We start from the raw sequence: 13,827 nt of genomic DNA on the forward strand, positions 1-13,827 counted from the left end.
CGGGATCTACTCTCGGTAGGTACAACGTCAGGCGTGGTCCGCGCCGGGGCCGAGTCTGGCCAGTCGCCGCCCGATGTCGGCGGCTTCTTGGACGCGATGTTGGCTCTGGTAGATCTCGTGGGCATGTGTCAGGAAAGCGCGGGCGTCGGCCAACCGCCCGAGGCTGGCGCACACGTCCCCAAGTTCGTCCACAACCTCCGCCTCGTAGCTCAGATTGCCGGTGTTTCTGTGGATCTCCACTGCCTGTTGGTAGTAGTCCGCGGCCTGGGCCAGTTGTCCCATGTGCTTCGCGGCCCGAGCGAGCACCAGCAAGGCATCGGCGGTGCCACTGCCGCTGCCAAACTCGCGAAACAGAGACAGCGCCTGCGAGGAATACTGCTGGGCTCGGGCATAGTCGCCGAGTCGGACGTAGGCACCGCCGATACCGTCCAGGGCGAACGCCTCCCTGATCCGATTCTTGACCGCCCGAGACAGCCGGAGAGCCTCGGTCGCGTGTCGAAGCTCGGCGGCGGGGTCGTCCTGGTACCGCCCGTACACCAGTCCCAGCGAGTCATGCGCCTCCGCCTGCCGGAGCAGATCACCGGCCTGCTCGGCGAGTGTCACGGCGCGACTCAGATGGTCCACGGCAGCGGACTGGTCGCCCATCACCGAGTACGCCTGCCCGATGAACCGGGTCGCCAACGACTGGATCGGCAGGTCGCCGAGCCGTTCGGCCGCCTCGAGCCCGGCCCGCCACACTGCTGCCTGGTCCAGCCCTCGCGCCCGCCAGATGTGGAAGTTTGTCAGGCTCCACGCGATCTGCCACGCCTGCCTGTCCCACCCCCGATCCAGCGCCAGTTGCTGGGTGGCGAGCAAGGCATCGTGCTCGGCGTCGAACCACACCATGGCGTCGCCAGCAGTATCGATCGGCTGGGGAGTGCAGCCGGGCGGGACCGGATCCAGCTGGATATCCACCCGGTCCGCAGACAGGATACGGTCCGCCCGGTAGGCCGAACACAGATAGAAATGCACCAGCCTGCGCTCGGCATCAGCGATTTCGTCCGCGTGGTCGGCCCCGGCGCGCTCCGCCGCGTACAGCCGCACCAGATCGTGCATCCGGTAACGCCCGGACGACAGGCGCTGGATCAGACAGGCTCCCTCCAGGTCGTTGAGCAGCACCCGAGCCCGCAGCACCGGCTCCGCGATCAGGCTGGCCACGGCGGCGACGTCGAAGTCGGGCGTGGTGACGAGGCCCAGCAATCCGAACAACCGTGCCCGCGCGGGAGTCAATGCCCGAACCGACGCCGAAAACGTCGCACGCAGGTTGACGCTGATCTCCCCCGCGTCGAGCGCGTCCAGCCGTGCCGAAGCCTGCGTGAATTCCCGGGCCAGCGTACCGAGCGAGACAGCCGGCGAGGCGGCCGTACGTACACCGGTGATGCCGATCGCCAACGGCAACCCGGCACAGTGCCGGAGAATCTCTGCCGTCGCCTGCGGATCCGCCACCAAGCGCGCGGCACCGACGTGCGCTGCCAACAGTTGCCATGCCTCGTCGTCGGTGAGCATGTTCAGTGCGATGGCCTTGGCGCCATGCGCGGCCGTGATGCCGCCGAGCCGCCGACGGCTGGTGACGATCACGGTGCAGGACGCGGTCCCCGGCAACAACGGCAGGACCTGCTCCGAGTCCGCCGCGTTGTCCAGCACGATGAGCATCCGGCGGTCGGCGACCAGGCTGCGGTACAGACCCACCTGCGCTTCCGGCCGTGACGGGACCGCTTCGGGAGTGACACCCAGCGCGTCCAGGAATGCGCGGACCACCGTGTGCGGCGACACTGGTTCGGCACGGGGATCGAACCCGCGCAACTGCGCATAGAGTTGCCCGTCGGGAAACCGGTCCTGGTGACGGTGGGCCCACTGCAGCGCCAGCGTCGTCTTGCCCACCCCACCGATCCCACCGATCGCCGAGATGACAACAGTCTGGTCTGTCCCGGCTGCCGTCTCGATCGCGCGAGTCAGTTCCGCCAACTCGGCCACGCGACCGGCAAAGAACCCGGGTGGGGGCGGTAGGTGACGAGGCACCACCCGGGCCGCACCCGGCCCTCCCCGGCCGTCGGCGCCCGCCGGCCCGACTCGTGCGGCCGATTGCCCGGCGGCCACCGATTCCGGTCGTCGCAGCTCGACCGACTCACCCCGCAGCATGCGCATATGCAGCTCCCGCAGGGCGGCAGCCGGCTCGACACCGGCGTCCTCGAGCAGCCGCCGTCGCGTCAGCTGGTACTGGTTGAGCGCTTCAGCCTGCCGGCCCGCAGCATAGAGCGCCCGCATGAGCTGACCGGCCAACCGCTCATCCAACGGGTCGGCGGAAACCCGGGTCGACAGGTGCGGGATCAACTCCGCATGATGACCAAGCCGCAAGGCCACGTCCCCGTACTTCAACTCCGCCACCCGCCGCTTGGCGGCCAACTGCTCGCGCAGGCCATGGCTCCATGGCGTGTCGAACCCCGCAACCGCCTCGCCCCGCCACAGCGTCAGCGCCTCCCGCAAGATATTCATGGCCTCCGCTTCACAGACCGCCGATTGAGCCCGTGTCACCAGGTGGTCGAAGCGGAACAGGTCGACCGCCAACGCGTTCACAGCGATTTGATATCCGGAAGCCGCACGCCTGATCGCGACCTGCGCGTCCTCGGGAAACGCCCGCCGAATCCGCGAGAGATAGCTGTAGAGGGTGCTTCGGGCCTGATTCGGTGAACGGCCGCCCCACACTCGCTCGATCAGCGTGTCCACCGCCACCGGGCGGTTGGCATCGGCCAGCAGCGCAGCAAGCACCCACCGCTGCCGAGTGTGACCCAGATCCAGATTTTGTCCATTGAGGCGCACCTCGATCTGCCCGAGAATGCCCAACTCCACACCCACCCGTTTCCCCCCGCAGGCAGACGAACACAGAATCTGCGACGCTCACCGCCCGCCGCGTGGCACCTCCTGGAACCGCTCGACGGTAGCGACTTGCGTTCCTACAGACAATCAATCCCCGAACCGCCGAACTGCAGGTTACCGTCGTAGATCCAACCCTGCTGCCCGGTGGCCCGTACGGTCACCCACGTCCACGTGTTACCGACATCGTTCCGCACCCAACAGTGGTACAGCAGAGAATTCCTCCCGGGCTGGACACGGCCGACAATCGGGCAGGCCGAGTAGGGACCCGCGGTACGCAGCGGGGTGTCCGCGTTCAACACCGAGCCCAACTGGTCATCCTGCGGCTGATGGCGGTGCTGCCGGCAGTCCGCGGCCGCCGTTGCGGCGCTCGCACTGGCGGGCAGTATGGGCAGCGCGATGCCAGCGACGAGTAGAGCGGCGGAGGCCTTGGCCAGGTTCTTCGACTTTCGCAGCATGAGATCTCTCCACTTATCAGGACTCTGTGAAACCTGTTCCCCGTGCAGCCAAAATAGGCGCCCATCACGTCACTCGCCTTGACTGTGAGTGCATGACACTTGACCATTCCTGCGCCGCGCCTTCGCGAACAGGGCTGCGATGTCGTCGAGAGCTGCGGTCACCATGGCGAAAACGGCCGCGAGCCCGGCGGCGAGAACCAGGCCAGCGGATGGCAGGCCCGCACCACCAGCGGCTCCGGTGGCCCAACCGAACAGCCCTCCTGCCGCGGCAAGGAGCAGCACCGCGTTACGGCGACCGGCCGAGGGGCGGAACGCCATCGACGTCCACGCCTCCGACGAACGTGCCGTTACTGGCCGGCTCCTGCCAGCAACCGGATGTGGTGGGGCGAGTTGACTCACCGCCGACGGTGCCAGGCCGGCCCGTCTGCCGCCGGTTGCCCATCGGTCGTACGACGGTGCCCAGTATGGTGCCGGAGGGGATAAGCCCGAAGTGTCGGGAGTCCAGGCTCTGGGCGGGATTATCGCCGAGCACCAGTACGTGTCCGTTCGGGACGTGTCCGTCCGGCATCCCGGGAAGCAGCCGGTCCCCGGCGACCGCGGCGATGCGTTTGACGAGCCAGTGACCGGTCGACGAACCGGGCAGGCCCACCGGGCGTGGATTACGCAACACCACGACCTGTCCGGGAGACAGGGGGTCGTCCGCGGTGCGACGGCGGGTAAGCAGCCGGTCGCCGTCACGGTACGTGGGAAGCATGCTCGGCCCGTGCACGTCGATGACGAGCAGCCGGCGACGAATCCATGCGACCGCAGCGAGCAACAGCACCAGCGCAATGGTTGCGATGAGGTACGGGATCACGTGGGCACCTCGATCCGTCCTGAGCCGTAGCCCGACGATTGAATGCCGAACAGGTGCGCGTAGCACCCGCCCTGACCGATCAGGTGGTCGTGCGTACCCAGTTCGACGATCTGTCCCTGATCCAGCACGGCTATGCGGTCCGCGTCCCGCAGGGCGCCGAGGCGGTGTGAGATGAGCACGCTCGTCCGGCCACTGCGATGACGCTTCAGCCGTTGATGGATGTCGTACTCGGCCTCGGGATCCAGGCTGGCGCTGGGCTCGTCCATGATGAGCAGGTCGCGGTCGCTGCGCAGCACCGCGCGGGCCAACGCCACCCGCTGCCACTGACCGCCGGACAGCGGGACGCCCTCGGTCGGGTTCTCTGCCTCCGTGTCAAGGAAGCTGCGGCTCAGCAGAGTGTCGAACCCTCGGGGAAGCGCGTCCAGCGCCTCATCGACACCCGCGTTCCGCGCCGCCTGCCGGATCGCCCGCCGATTCGCCAGCCTGGCCGGATCGCCGAGCCCGATGTTCTCGGCGGCGGACAGGTCGTAGGCCATGTAGTCCTGGAACAACGCGGTGACCCGCTCCCGCAGTTGTGCCGGGTTCAGATCTCGCAGGTCCACACCATTCCAGCGGATGCTGCCGCGCTGCGGGTCGTAGAAGCGGCAGAGCAACTTCACCAGCGTGCTCTTTCCGGACCCGTTGCGACCCACCAGGCCGAGGGAGTGCCCGTGCGGTATGGACAGGTTGACCCCCCGAAGCACCCAGGGCGAGTCGGGGCCGTACCGGAACCACACGTCCCGCAGCTCGATGCCCGTGCGTAACATCGGGACGCGGGTCGGACGGGATCGGACGACCAGGTCCGGCGGCGCACTTTCGACCTCCTGGAAGTGCCGGAACAGCAGCAGGTGCTGGTGAGTCGAGGCGAGCTGGTTGACCAATGAGGTCATGCCGGCCTGCACACCTGCGACCGCCGCGATGAAAATCGCGATGTCGCCCACCCCGGTCGTGCCGTCCCGCACGTTGGTGACCGCCCAGAGAATCCCGGCACCGTTGATCACGGCGTTCAGGAGCCCCAGGGCCGCCTGGACCACAAGACCACGCCTGTCGAGCCGGCGGCGCTCGGCGTTGGCCTGGCGGCGCTCGGTCAACATCCGGTTTCGTAGAAAGGCGCCGGTGCCGAACAGCCGCACTTCCTTGGCCGCGTCGAGGTTGGCCATCAGCTCGGCGTAGAAGAACTCCCGTCGTTCGGTGGGCCCAACCCGCCAGAGCATGAGGGCCATCCGCCGGGCCAGGGAGAGTTCGGCGAGGAGGGCCGGGACCGCGCCGGCCAGGACGATCAGGGCCATCCATGGACTGACGGCGACCAGGGTGCCGAGGAAACCGCCGATCGTCACCACGTTCCCGACCAGTGCCACCGCGCCTTGGACCACGGCTGGTGGGGTGGTCGCGCTGGATTGACTGGCAATGCGCAGCCGGTCCCGGAAAGCGGGGTCTTCGAACCGGGCGAGGCCCGGAAGCCGGTTGAGCGCCGAATACAGCCGGTCGCTGGCGGCCACCCCGGTCGCCCGACCCAACTCGGCCCGCAGGTAGTTGTTGGCCTCCGGTAGGACCCCCAGGGCGAGTCCGAGCAGGCAGAGTCCGACGCCGAGCAGGGCCAGGCCCGGCGCTCCGCTCACGATCCGGTCGAGCAGCGTCTTCAGCAGCCAGGCCGAGCAGACGGGAATGACCGACGCGACGAGCGTAATCAGGCACAGCAGGATCAGCGGTCCCGGAGCCGCCCGCCATGCCATCGTGAGAGCCGCCGGCATCCCGCCGAGGCTGCGCCAGCGGCGCGTCGAGGACCCACGGGTCATGCCGCTGCCACCGCCTCGACTGCGGGCAACCTGCTGACGATCGATTCGACCGCGGTTACCACACCCTCCTCGACGCACTTGACCAGACCGGTGATGGCCGTGACGAGTACCGCGGCGGCGGTGATGGACATTGCTACTCCAGTTTGCTCTGGCGTCCAGCAAAAGCAGGGCGCCGACGGGCCGGGTGGCCCGATCGGCAGACCGGACCACCCGGAAGAGTTGGCTCAGCGGCAGACCCACTTGCTCGGGCAGTTGTCGTAGGTCGCCAGGCACTGGACCTTGCAGCCGGCGGCCCCGGTGACGACGCAGGGCCCCGCCCAGCCGGTGAAGACGCAGGCGGCGTCGGCGTGCATGCGCGGAGCGAGCCGGTTCAGCAGCGCGTCGCCGATTCGGGTGATGGTCTTCATTGCTCTCCTCGTATCCGGCGGTCCTCGATGGACCGCGGTTGGAGGTCTCACCCTCGCCGATTTGTGCTGGGCAAACCTTGAGCAAAGCTTGGAGGGCAGGGCGTCGCGTGGACGCATCAGGTAGGCATCGGGCCGGGCCACCGGTCCGCCCGGACCGTCCAGCTTGGTGCGGAAGTGGTGGTACGTGCTGCCCTGGCCGACGCCGGACCGTTCGCGTACGTCACGCGACGCCGGTGGCCAGGGCGCCGCCGCCGAGAGCGATCAGGACGACGTCGCCGGGGGACACCGCGCCGACCAGTTCCAGGCCGATGGTTGCCGCGCCCTCGCAGGTCTCGATGCGGCGAGTCCAGGAAGACCGGGTCGATCACCCCGGGAGCCGCGCGGATCCGATCAAGATCGAGTCGCGTATGGGGCACGACCGGTCAATCTATCCGAGCACCCGGTCGCCAGGCGGGCCCTCCGGAGCGACGGGGACGCGTCGGACAGGTCGTCGCGGCACCGGTATGCATTGACATCCATCATTGACATGGACCGCTCGTGCGGCCAAGGTTTGGGTAACCGGGTGAGCGACAGGAGCCATGCGGACCTTCCGGTGAGATGGGGGACAACAGGTGTCTGGGTTCATGGACGGCGGTCTCGGCCGCCGGCTCCTGTGCGCGGGTGTCGCGGCGGCCGCTCTCGTCGCCGGCACCACCCTGGCGGTACGCGCCGACGCGGCGACTCCTCAACCGACGGTGGCGGTGTCGACCCCGACGGCGCCGCCCGCGGGCTATCCCAATCCGGGCCGGGTGTCGGGCGCCACGGCTACCCACGACCCGTCGATGGTCAAGACCCCGGCCGGTGGTTACCTGGTCGCCCAGACCGGTGACAACATCCCGCTCACCACCTCCACGGACCGTACGGTGTTCCGGGCCGCGGGCGCGGTGTTCCCGAACGGGGCCCCGTGGACCGCCTCCTACACGGGCGGGAGCCGGAGCCTGTGGGCGCCGGACGTCTCGTACCACAACGGCCGCTACTACCTGTACTACTCGGCCTCCACGTTCGGCTCGAACCACTCCGCGATCTTTCTGGCCACCAGCGCCACCGGCGCGTCGGGATCCTGGACCAACGAGGGGCTGGTCATCGAGTCGACCGGGGGTGACAACTTCAACGCCATCGATCCGAACCTGTTCGTCGACGCCCTCGGCAGGTGGTGGTTGACCTTCGGCTCGTTCTGGTCCGGCATCAAGCAGGTAGCCCTGAATCCGTCCACCGGCAAGCGGTCCGACCCGACGATCCGCGCCCTCGCCGGCCGTAACGGTGGAGCCATCGAGGCGCCGTTCCTGTTCCGGCACGGTTCGTACTACTACCTGTGGGTGTCGTTCGACCTGTGCTGCCGCGGCGCCGACAGCACGTACCGGATCATGGTGGGTCGCTCCACCAGCCCGACCGGTCCCTTCGTGGACCGCAACGGCACCGCGATGACCGCGGGTGGTGGCACTCAGGTGCTCGCGGGACACGGCGGCATCCACGGGCCCGGCCACCAGGCGGTGCTGGCGGACTCCGACGCCGAGGTGCTGGTCTACCACTACTACGCCGACAGCGGCGCCTCGTACCTGGGCATCAACCTGATCGGATACGACCCCGCCGGCTGGCCGTTCGTCTACTGAACCTTTTTCAACCTGAACCGCGCGGTGCGCAAACCGCGTCTTCGACCTCGGCCGACGCCCGAGCGCAAGGGGCGGTTGAAAAAGGTTCACCGACCGCCACGGTCGCGCGAGGTCCTCGCGGCCAGTGATCCATTGACTGGCCCCGCTCCGTTGAGTAACGTCACATGTCGTACAACACATTTACGTTGATCAATTTCTTAGCCTTGGGTCAGGCGGCGTCGGGGTGATTTCGACAGCACCGCCGCGCACCACCACCACTGTATGGAGGGCCGCGTGAAGCGCGTCATCACCGCCGTAACCACCTTCGCCACGGTCGGGCTCCTGGCCGTCGGCTGTTCACCGGGATCGAGCGGCGGGTCCGCGTCGTCGGATCCGAAGACGTTCGAGTTCTGGTCGTTCACCGCGATCAACCAGAAGGCCGACGTGGACGTCTACACGAAGGCCCACCCGGACATCCACATCAAGCTCACCGAGGTGGGCAGCACGACCGAGACGGCCCAGGCGCTCACCACCGCGCTGGCCGGCGGCAAGGTGCCCGACCTCGTGCTGATCCAGGGCGACGACCTGCCGAAGTTCATGCAGTCCCCGGACAACTTCGTCGACCTCAACACGCTGGGCGCCGACAAGATCAAGGGCGATTACCTCGACTGGGTGATCAAGCAGCCGACCACGCCGGACGGCAAGATCATCGGGATACCGACGGACGTCGGCGGCATGGCGATCGCCTACCGGACCGACCTGTTCAAGGCCGCCGGTCTGCCCACGAACCGGGACGAGGTGTCCAAGTTGTGGCCGACCTGGGACGCGTTCATGGAGGTCGGCAAGCGGTACGTCCAGAAGACCGGCAAGGCGTTCGTGGACAACACCCCGACGAGCGTCTTCTTCCAGGCGGTCAACCAGGGGACCGAGCGCTACTACGGCCCGGACCACAAGCTGTCGTACGACAAGAACCCACAGGTCAAGGACGCATTCGACCTCACGCTGAAGGCCTTCCAGTCGGGCATCTCCGCCAAGCAGACCTCGTTCTCCGCCGGGTGGACCGCGGGACTGGGAAAGGGTGACTTCGCGGTCGTGTCGTCGCCGTCCTGGATGCTCAACCAGATGAAGACGAACGCCCCCAAGACAGCCGGCAAGTGGGACATCGCCACCATCCCCGGCGGTTCGGGAAACTGGGGCGGCAGCTTCCTCGCCATCCCCAAACGCGCGAAGAACCCGCAGGCGGCGTGGAACTACATCGCCGAGATGCAGTCGCCGGCCGGCGAACTCGCGCACTTCCTGTCGCAGGGATCGCTGCCGACGACCCCGTCGGTCTACACGGACCCGAAGCTCGTCGGCCGGACCGACCCGTTCTTCTCCGACGCGCCGATCGGCAAGATCTACACCCAGTCCGTGGTGAACCTCAAGCCGTTCTACATCGGCCCGGAGGACGGCACCATCGGCACCGAACTGCTCAACACCCTCACCAGTGTCGAGCAGGGCAAGGTCGCCCCGGCCAACGCGTGGAACACCGCGCTGACCAACGTCAAGAACGCCATCCGCGGCTGAACGGACGACTGACGCGCGGCGGCCGGGGCTGACCCGGCCGCCGTTCGTCGGGAAGGTGACCCCTGTGACCACCATGCTCAGCCCGACCCCGGGCGCCGGGATCACGACCGCCCGGCCCACCCGCCCCCGCCACATCCAGCAGGGATTACGCGAGCGACTGGCGCCCTACGCGTACGTGGCGCCGTTCTTCCTGCTCTTCCTCATCTTCGGCCTCTTCCCGCTGCTGTTCACGTTCTACGTCGCCCTGTTCGACTGGAACCCCATCGGCGAGCACCACTTCGTGGGGCTGGACAACTTCTCGCAGCTCATGCACGACCCGCGGTTCTGGGGCGCACTGCGGAACACGTTCCTCATCTGGGTGCTGTCGACGGTGCCGCAGTTGCTGATCGCACTCGGCACGGCGCACGTGCTCAACCACCCCCGGCTGCGGGCGGCCGGGTTTTTCCGGATGTCGGTGCTCGTGCCCTACGTCACCTCCGTGGCGGCGACGACCATCGTCATCGCCCAGCTCTTCGACCGCGACTACGGCATGCTCAACTGGTTCCTGGAGCTGCTGGGTTTCCACCACGTCGACTTCACGGCGTCGGTCTGGAGCAGCAACATCATGATCGCCACGATGGTCGCCTGGCGGTGGACCGGATACAACACACTGCTGTATCTCGCCTCGCTCCAGGCGGTTCCCCGCGAGCTGTACGAGGCCGCCGCCGCGGACGGCGCGAACGGCTGGAAGCAGTTCCGCCACATCACCATCCCCGCGCTGCGGCCGATCATCGTGTTCACCGTCGTCACGTCGACGATCTTCGGGCTGCAGATCTTCACCGAACCGCTGCTGGTCAATCCCTCGGCCGGACTCACCTGCGCGGCGGCTCGGCAGTGCCAGACCCTCACCCTCTTCCTCTACGAACAGGGCTTCGGCCGGTTCCACTTCGGCTACGGCGCCGCCGTCGGCGTCGCGCTCTTCGTCATGGTGGTGATCGTCGCCGGGATCAACTACCTGCTGGCCACCCGCATCCGCTCGGAGCGTCCATGAACCCCACCGCTCGGACCGCCACACCCGCACCGGCGCGCCGGCGCAGCGCCAACCGGGTCCCGTTCCTGGTGTACGCGCTGCTCGGCGTCATGGTGCTCGTCAGCGTGTTCCCGCTCTACTGGATGTTCGTGGTGTCCACGACGGACTCGGCCACTGCGACGAGCCTGCCACCGCACGTCCTACCCGGCGACAACTTCCTGCACCTGGCGGGCCTGGTCTTCGACACGGTGCCGTTCGTGCAGGCGCTGATCAACAGCGTGGTCATCGCCACCGCGGTCGGCGTCGGGCAGGCGGTGCTGTGCGCGCTGGCCGGCTTCGCCTTCGCCAAGCTCTCCTTCCCCGGCCGCAACACGCTTTTCCTCATCGTCGTGCTGACCATGACGGTTCCCATCCAACTGGCCATCATCCCGCAGTACCTGATCATGTCGAAGCTCGGCTGGGTGGACACCCTCCAGGCGGTGACCGTCCCCGGGCTGCTGAACGCGTTCGGCATCTTCTGGATGCGCCAGCACATCGGCAACACCATCGACGAAGAGCTGATGCATGCGGCCCGGGTGGACGGCGCCACGACCTGGCAGATCTTCTGGCGCATCGCCTTCCCGCTGGTCCGCCCGGCCGCGTTCGTCCTGGGCCTGTTCGGCTTCGTCTACGCCTGGAACGACTTCCTGTGGCCGTTCATCGTGCTGAAGTCCCCGGAGCGCTACACCGTCCAGATCGCCATCAAGGCCCTGCAGGCCAACCGGGACATCGACCTGGGCCTGGCCATGTCCGGCTCGTTCCTGGCCACGCTGCCGCTGCTGGTGTTGTTCGTCTTCGTCGGCCGCCGCCTGGTGCAGGGGATCATGGAAGGCGCGTTCAAGGGATGAGCCGTTGAGGTCGGGAGCGGTTAACAGAGTCGTGTCATCCGAGCGAAGCTGCCTGTAACACACGCGCGGCTCAATCGTGGGCAATATCTGTCGATCGATCGAAATGTGGTCGGCAGGCACCGACCCCCAGGAGCCCTCATGATCATCACTGGAGTCGCGCTCACCGTCGCACTGGTACTCGTCGTCGGCATCGCGGTGGCCCGCAAGATCGACGGCGACAGCGCCAACTACCTCGTGGCCGGCCGGCAGCTGGGCGTACCGCTCGTCGCCGTCGCCCTGACCACCGCGGCGGTGGACAGCAACGCCACCGTCGGCAACACCGACCTCTCGTCGGCGTACGGCTTCTGGGCCGGCGCGTCCCTCGCCGTCGGGCTCGCGATCTGTCTCACCGTCGCCGGCCTGTTCCTCGCCAAGCCGATGAACCGGATGGGCCTGTTCACCCTGGGCGACTTCTTCGCCCGCCGTTACAACCGGCGCGTCGAGATCGTGGCGTCGGTGCTCATGATCTTCGCCTTCACCATCCTGCTGGCGGGCAACCTGGTCGCGATGGGTTTCCTTGTGGAGTACTTCACCGGACTGTCGTACGCGGTCGGTGTGGTGCTCGCCGTGGCGCTGATCCTGGCCTACACCATCGGTGGCGGTCTGTTCTCCGACGCGTACACGGCGGTGATCCAGGCCGTCATCACGGTGGCCGCCACGGTCGTGCTGTTCGTCTGGGTGGCACGCACCTACGGCATCCACATCCCGGTCGGGCTGGGGCCGTTCGACCTCGGACAGTTGACCGACCCGGGCCGGGGCGCCCCGGTCAACTGGGCGACGCTGGTGTCGCTGGGCGTGGGTGACCTGGTCGCCATCGACTTCATGCAGCGGATCTTCGCGGCGCGTACGCCGCAGGCGGCCCAGCGGGCCTGCTTCATCGGCGCGGGCGCGACCACCCTGATCGGGGTGGCCTGGGCGCTCATCGCGCTGACCGCCTCCTCGCGGCTCGGGCTCGTGGCCGACCGGGGTCCGGTCATCTACCAGCTGCTCGACGGCAACGCGCCGGCCCTGCTGGCCGTCCTCGTCCTGTCCGGCATCGTGGCCGCCTCGTTCTCCACCGCGTCCGGTGCCATCCTGGCCACCTCCGCCGTGGCGGTACGCAACATCGCCAACGTCAAGCGCGAGGTGGCGCCCGGCCACCGTGACCCGCTGCTGCGCTGGACGCGCGTCGCGATGCTGCCGGTCGTGGTGGTCGGTGCCTTCCTGGCCCTTCGGGTGAGTCAGACCGGGATCCTGCTCACCCTGGCCTTCGACCTGATGCTCGCCTGCCTCGTCGCGCCGTTCCTGCTCGGCCTGTTCTGGAAGGGCGCGACCTCCGCGGCCGCTCTGGTCGGCGCCGGCGTCGGCCTCGTGGTGCGGCTGGTCTTCCTGGTGCTCACCCCGACGCTGTACGGCGTGCCCAACGACCTGCTTTACCTCGACAACCGGGTCGTCGGCGCCGGGTTCGACGGCTGGGCGACGTTGCTCGCCGCCGCGGCAGGCGTCGTGGCGTTCGTCGTCGCGGCCCTGGTGACCCGGCCGCACGAGAGCGAGGAGATCGACCTCGCCCTGGTCAACCGGCTGGCCGTCGCGGCACCCGAGCTCATCTGAGCCGACTCGTCCCGGATGGTCCGGGAGGCTCGTCGGCGTGCACGATGCGGAGGGCGGCATCGGCGATCCTGGTCGCGATGTCGTCCTCCAGCATGTGTGGCTCGGTACGACGCCGCAGGATCAGGCTCTCCACCAGGCCCAGCACCAAGCTGGCGGTCGGATGGGCCTCCCGCAGGCCGCAGCCCTGGCAGGCGGCGACCAGCTCCCGGTAGGTCTCGAAGAGGCGCTGGCGCTCCGCGTGGAACGGGGCGAACCGCTCGTCGCCGAGTTCGGGGAGCAGGTAGAGCGAGCCCAGGTTCTCCGTGCCCGAGGCGAGCAGCGTGGCGTCGTAGGACACCAGCTTGCGCAGCCGCTCGGTCGGCGGCTCGGGACTGGCGGTCAGCCGCTCGGCGTACTCCACCGACGGGCGCACCGTCTCCAGCAGGAGGGCGAGCAGGATCTCGTGCTTGCCCTCGAAGTAGTGGTACATCGTGGCCTGGGAGATGCCCGCGGCCCGCGCGATCGCGTAGGTACTCGTGCTGCCGTAGCCCTCGGTGCAGAAGAGTCGGCCGGCGGCCAGCAGGATGTCCTGTTCCGTACCGAGCCCCGAGGCCGACGGACCCGAGGCCCGGGGACGTCCACGCGCAGCCATGCCGAAAAGCT

The 13,827-nt window shown here is 68.1% G+C and carries 12 protein-coding genes; 5 read left to right on the plus strand and 7 right to left on the minus strand.

The genetic code is table 11. The features are described 5' to 3' along the window. Nucleotides 1-27: 27 nt before the first annotated feature. From ACFOX0_RS18765 to ACFOX0_RS18790, 6 genes are all read right to left on the minus strand, one after another. Complete coding sequence (locus tag ACFOX0_RS18765) at nt 28-2,892, minus strand: AfsR/SARP family transcriptional regulator (RefSeq protein ID WP_377547588.1); 2,865 nt, start codon at nt 2,890-2,892, stop codon at nt 28-30. 98 nt (nt 2,893-2,990) lie between these two features. Continuing rightward, a complete protein-coding gene (locus tag ACFOX0_RS18770) occupies nt 2,991-3,368 on the minus strand; it encodes a hypothetical protein (protein WP_377547590.1) in 378 nt (125 codons plus the stop codon). Nucleotides 3,369-3,654: 286 nt separating this feature from the next. Next, a complete protein-coding gene (locus tag ACFOX0_RS18775) occupies nt 3,655-4,224 on the minus strand; it encodes a S26 family signal peptidase (RefSeq protein WP_377547592.1) in 570 nt (189 codons plus the stop codon). Further along, nucleotides 4,221-6,014: an ABC transporter ATP-binding protein gene (locus ACFOX0_RS18780; protein ID WP_377547594.1), complete on the minus strand. Its 1,794-nt coding sequence runs from the start codon at nt 6,012-6,014 to the stop codon at nt 4,221-4,223. The genes ACFOX0_RS18775 and ACFOX0_RS18780 overlap by 4 nt, the downstream gene beginning before the upstream one ends. A gap of 41 nt (nt 6,015-6,055) precedes the next feature. Beyond that, entirely contained in the window at nt 6,056-6,190 is a 135-nt protein-coding gene (locus ACFOX0_RS18785) for a hypothetical protein (protein WP_377547596.1), read from the minus strand. A 93-nt stretch (nt 6,191-6,283) separates the two neighbouring features. Continuing rightward, nucleotides 6,284-6,466: a hypothetical protein gene (locus ACFOX0_RS18790; RefSeq protein WP_377547598.1), complete on the minus strand. Its 183-nt coding sequence runs from the start codon at nt 6,464-6,466 to the stop codon at nt 6,284-6,286. 611 nt (nt 6,467-7,077) lie between these two features. Here ACFOX0_RS18790 and ACFOX0_RS18795 point away from each other — a divergent pair. The 5 genes from ACFOX0_RS18795 to ACFOX0_RS18815 all read left to right on the plus strand — a co-directional run bounded on the left by ACFOX0_RS18795 (nt 7,078) and on the right by ACFOX0_RS18815 (nt 13,185). Continuing rightward, on the plus strand, nt 7,078-8,115 hold the full coding sequence (locus tag ACFOX0_RS18795) for an arabinan endo-1,5-alpha-L-arabinosidase (RefSeq protein WP_377547600.1): 1,038 nt from the start codon (nt 7,078-7,080) through the stop codon (nt 8,113-8,115). A 273-nt stretch (nt 8,116-8,388) separates the two neighbouring features. Further along, complete coding sequence (locus ACFOX0_RS18800; protein WP_377547602.1) at nt 8,389-9,660, plus strand: ABC transporter substrate-binding protein; 1,272 nt, start codon at nt 8,389-8,391, stop codon at nt 9,658-9,660. Between the two features lie 73 nt (nt 9,661-9,733). Then, a complete protein-coding gene (locus tag ACFOX0_RS18805) occupies nt 9,734-10,690 on the plus strand; it encodes a carbohydrate ABC transporter permease (protein ID WP_377547703.1) in 957 nt (318 codons plus the stop codon). After that, on the plus strand, nt 10,687-11,556 hold the full coding sequence (locus ACFOX0_RS18810) for a carbohydrate ABC transporter permease (RefSeq protein WP_377547604.1): 870 nt from the start codon (nt 10,687-10,689) through the stop codon (nt 11,554-11,556). The genes ACFOX0_RS18805 and ACFOX0_RS18810 overlap by 4 nt, the downstream gene beginning before the upstream one ends. Before the next feature lie 138 nt (nt 11,557-11,694). After that, nucleotides 11,695-13,185 (plus strand): sodium:solute symporter family transporter, encoded by a 1,491-nt coding sequence (locus tag ACFOX0_RS18815; protein ID WP_377547606.1) that lies wholly within the window; start codon nt 11,695-11,697, stop codon nt 13,183-13,185. On the opposite strand, the gene ACFOX0_RS18820 is transcribed toward ACFOX0_RS18815, so the two are convergent. Further along, nucleotides 13,178-13,816, minus strand: a complete 639-nt coding sequence (locus ACFOX0_RS18820; protein WP_377547608.1) for a TetR/AcrR family transcriptional regulator — start codon at nt 13,814-13,816, stop codon at nt 13,178-13,180. The two genes, ACFOX0_RS18815 and ACFOX0_RS18820, sit on opposite strands and share 8 nt — an antisense overlap. Nucleotides 13,817-13,827 lie beyond the last annotated feature (11 nt).

The sequence above is a fragment of the Micromonospora zhanjiangensis genome, from assembly GCF_042650605.1.
GTDB lineage: Bacteria > Actinomycetota > Actinomycetes > Mycobacteriales > Micromonosporaceae > Micromonospora_J > Micromonospora_J zhanjiangensis.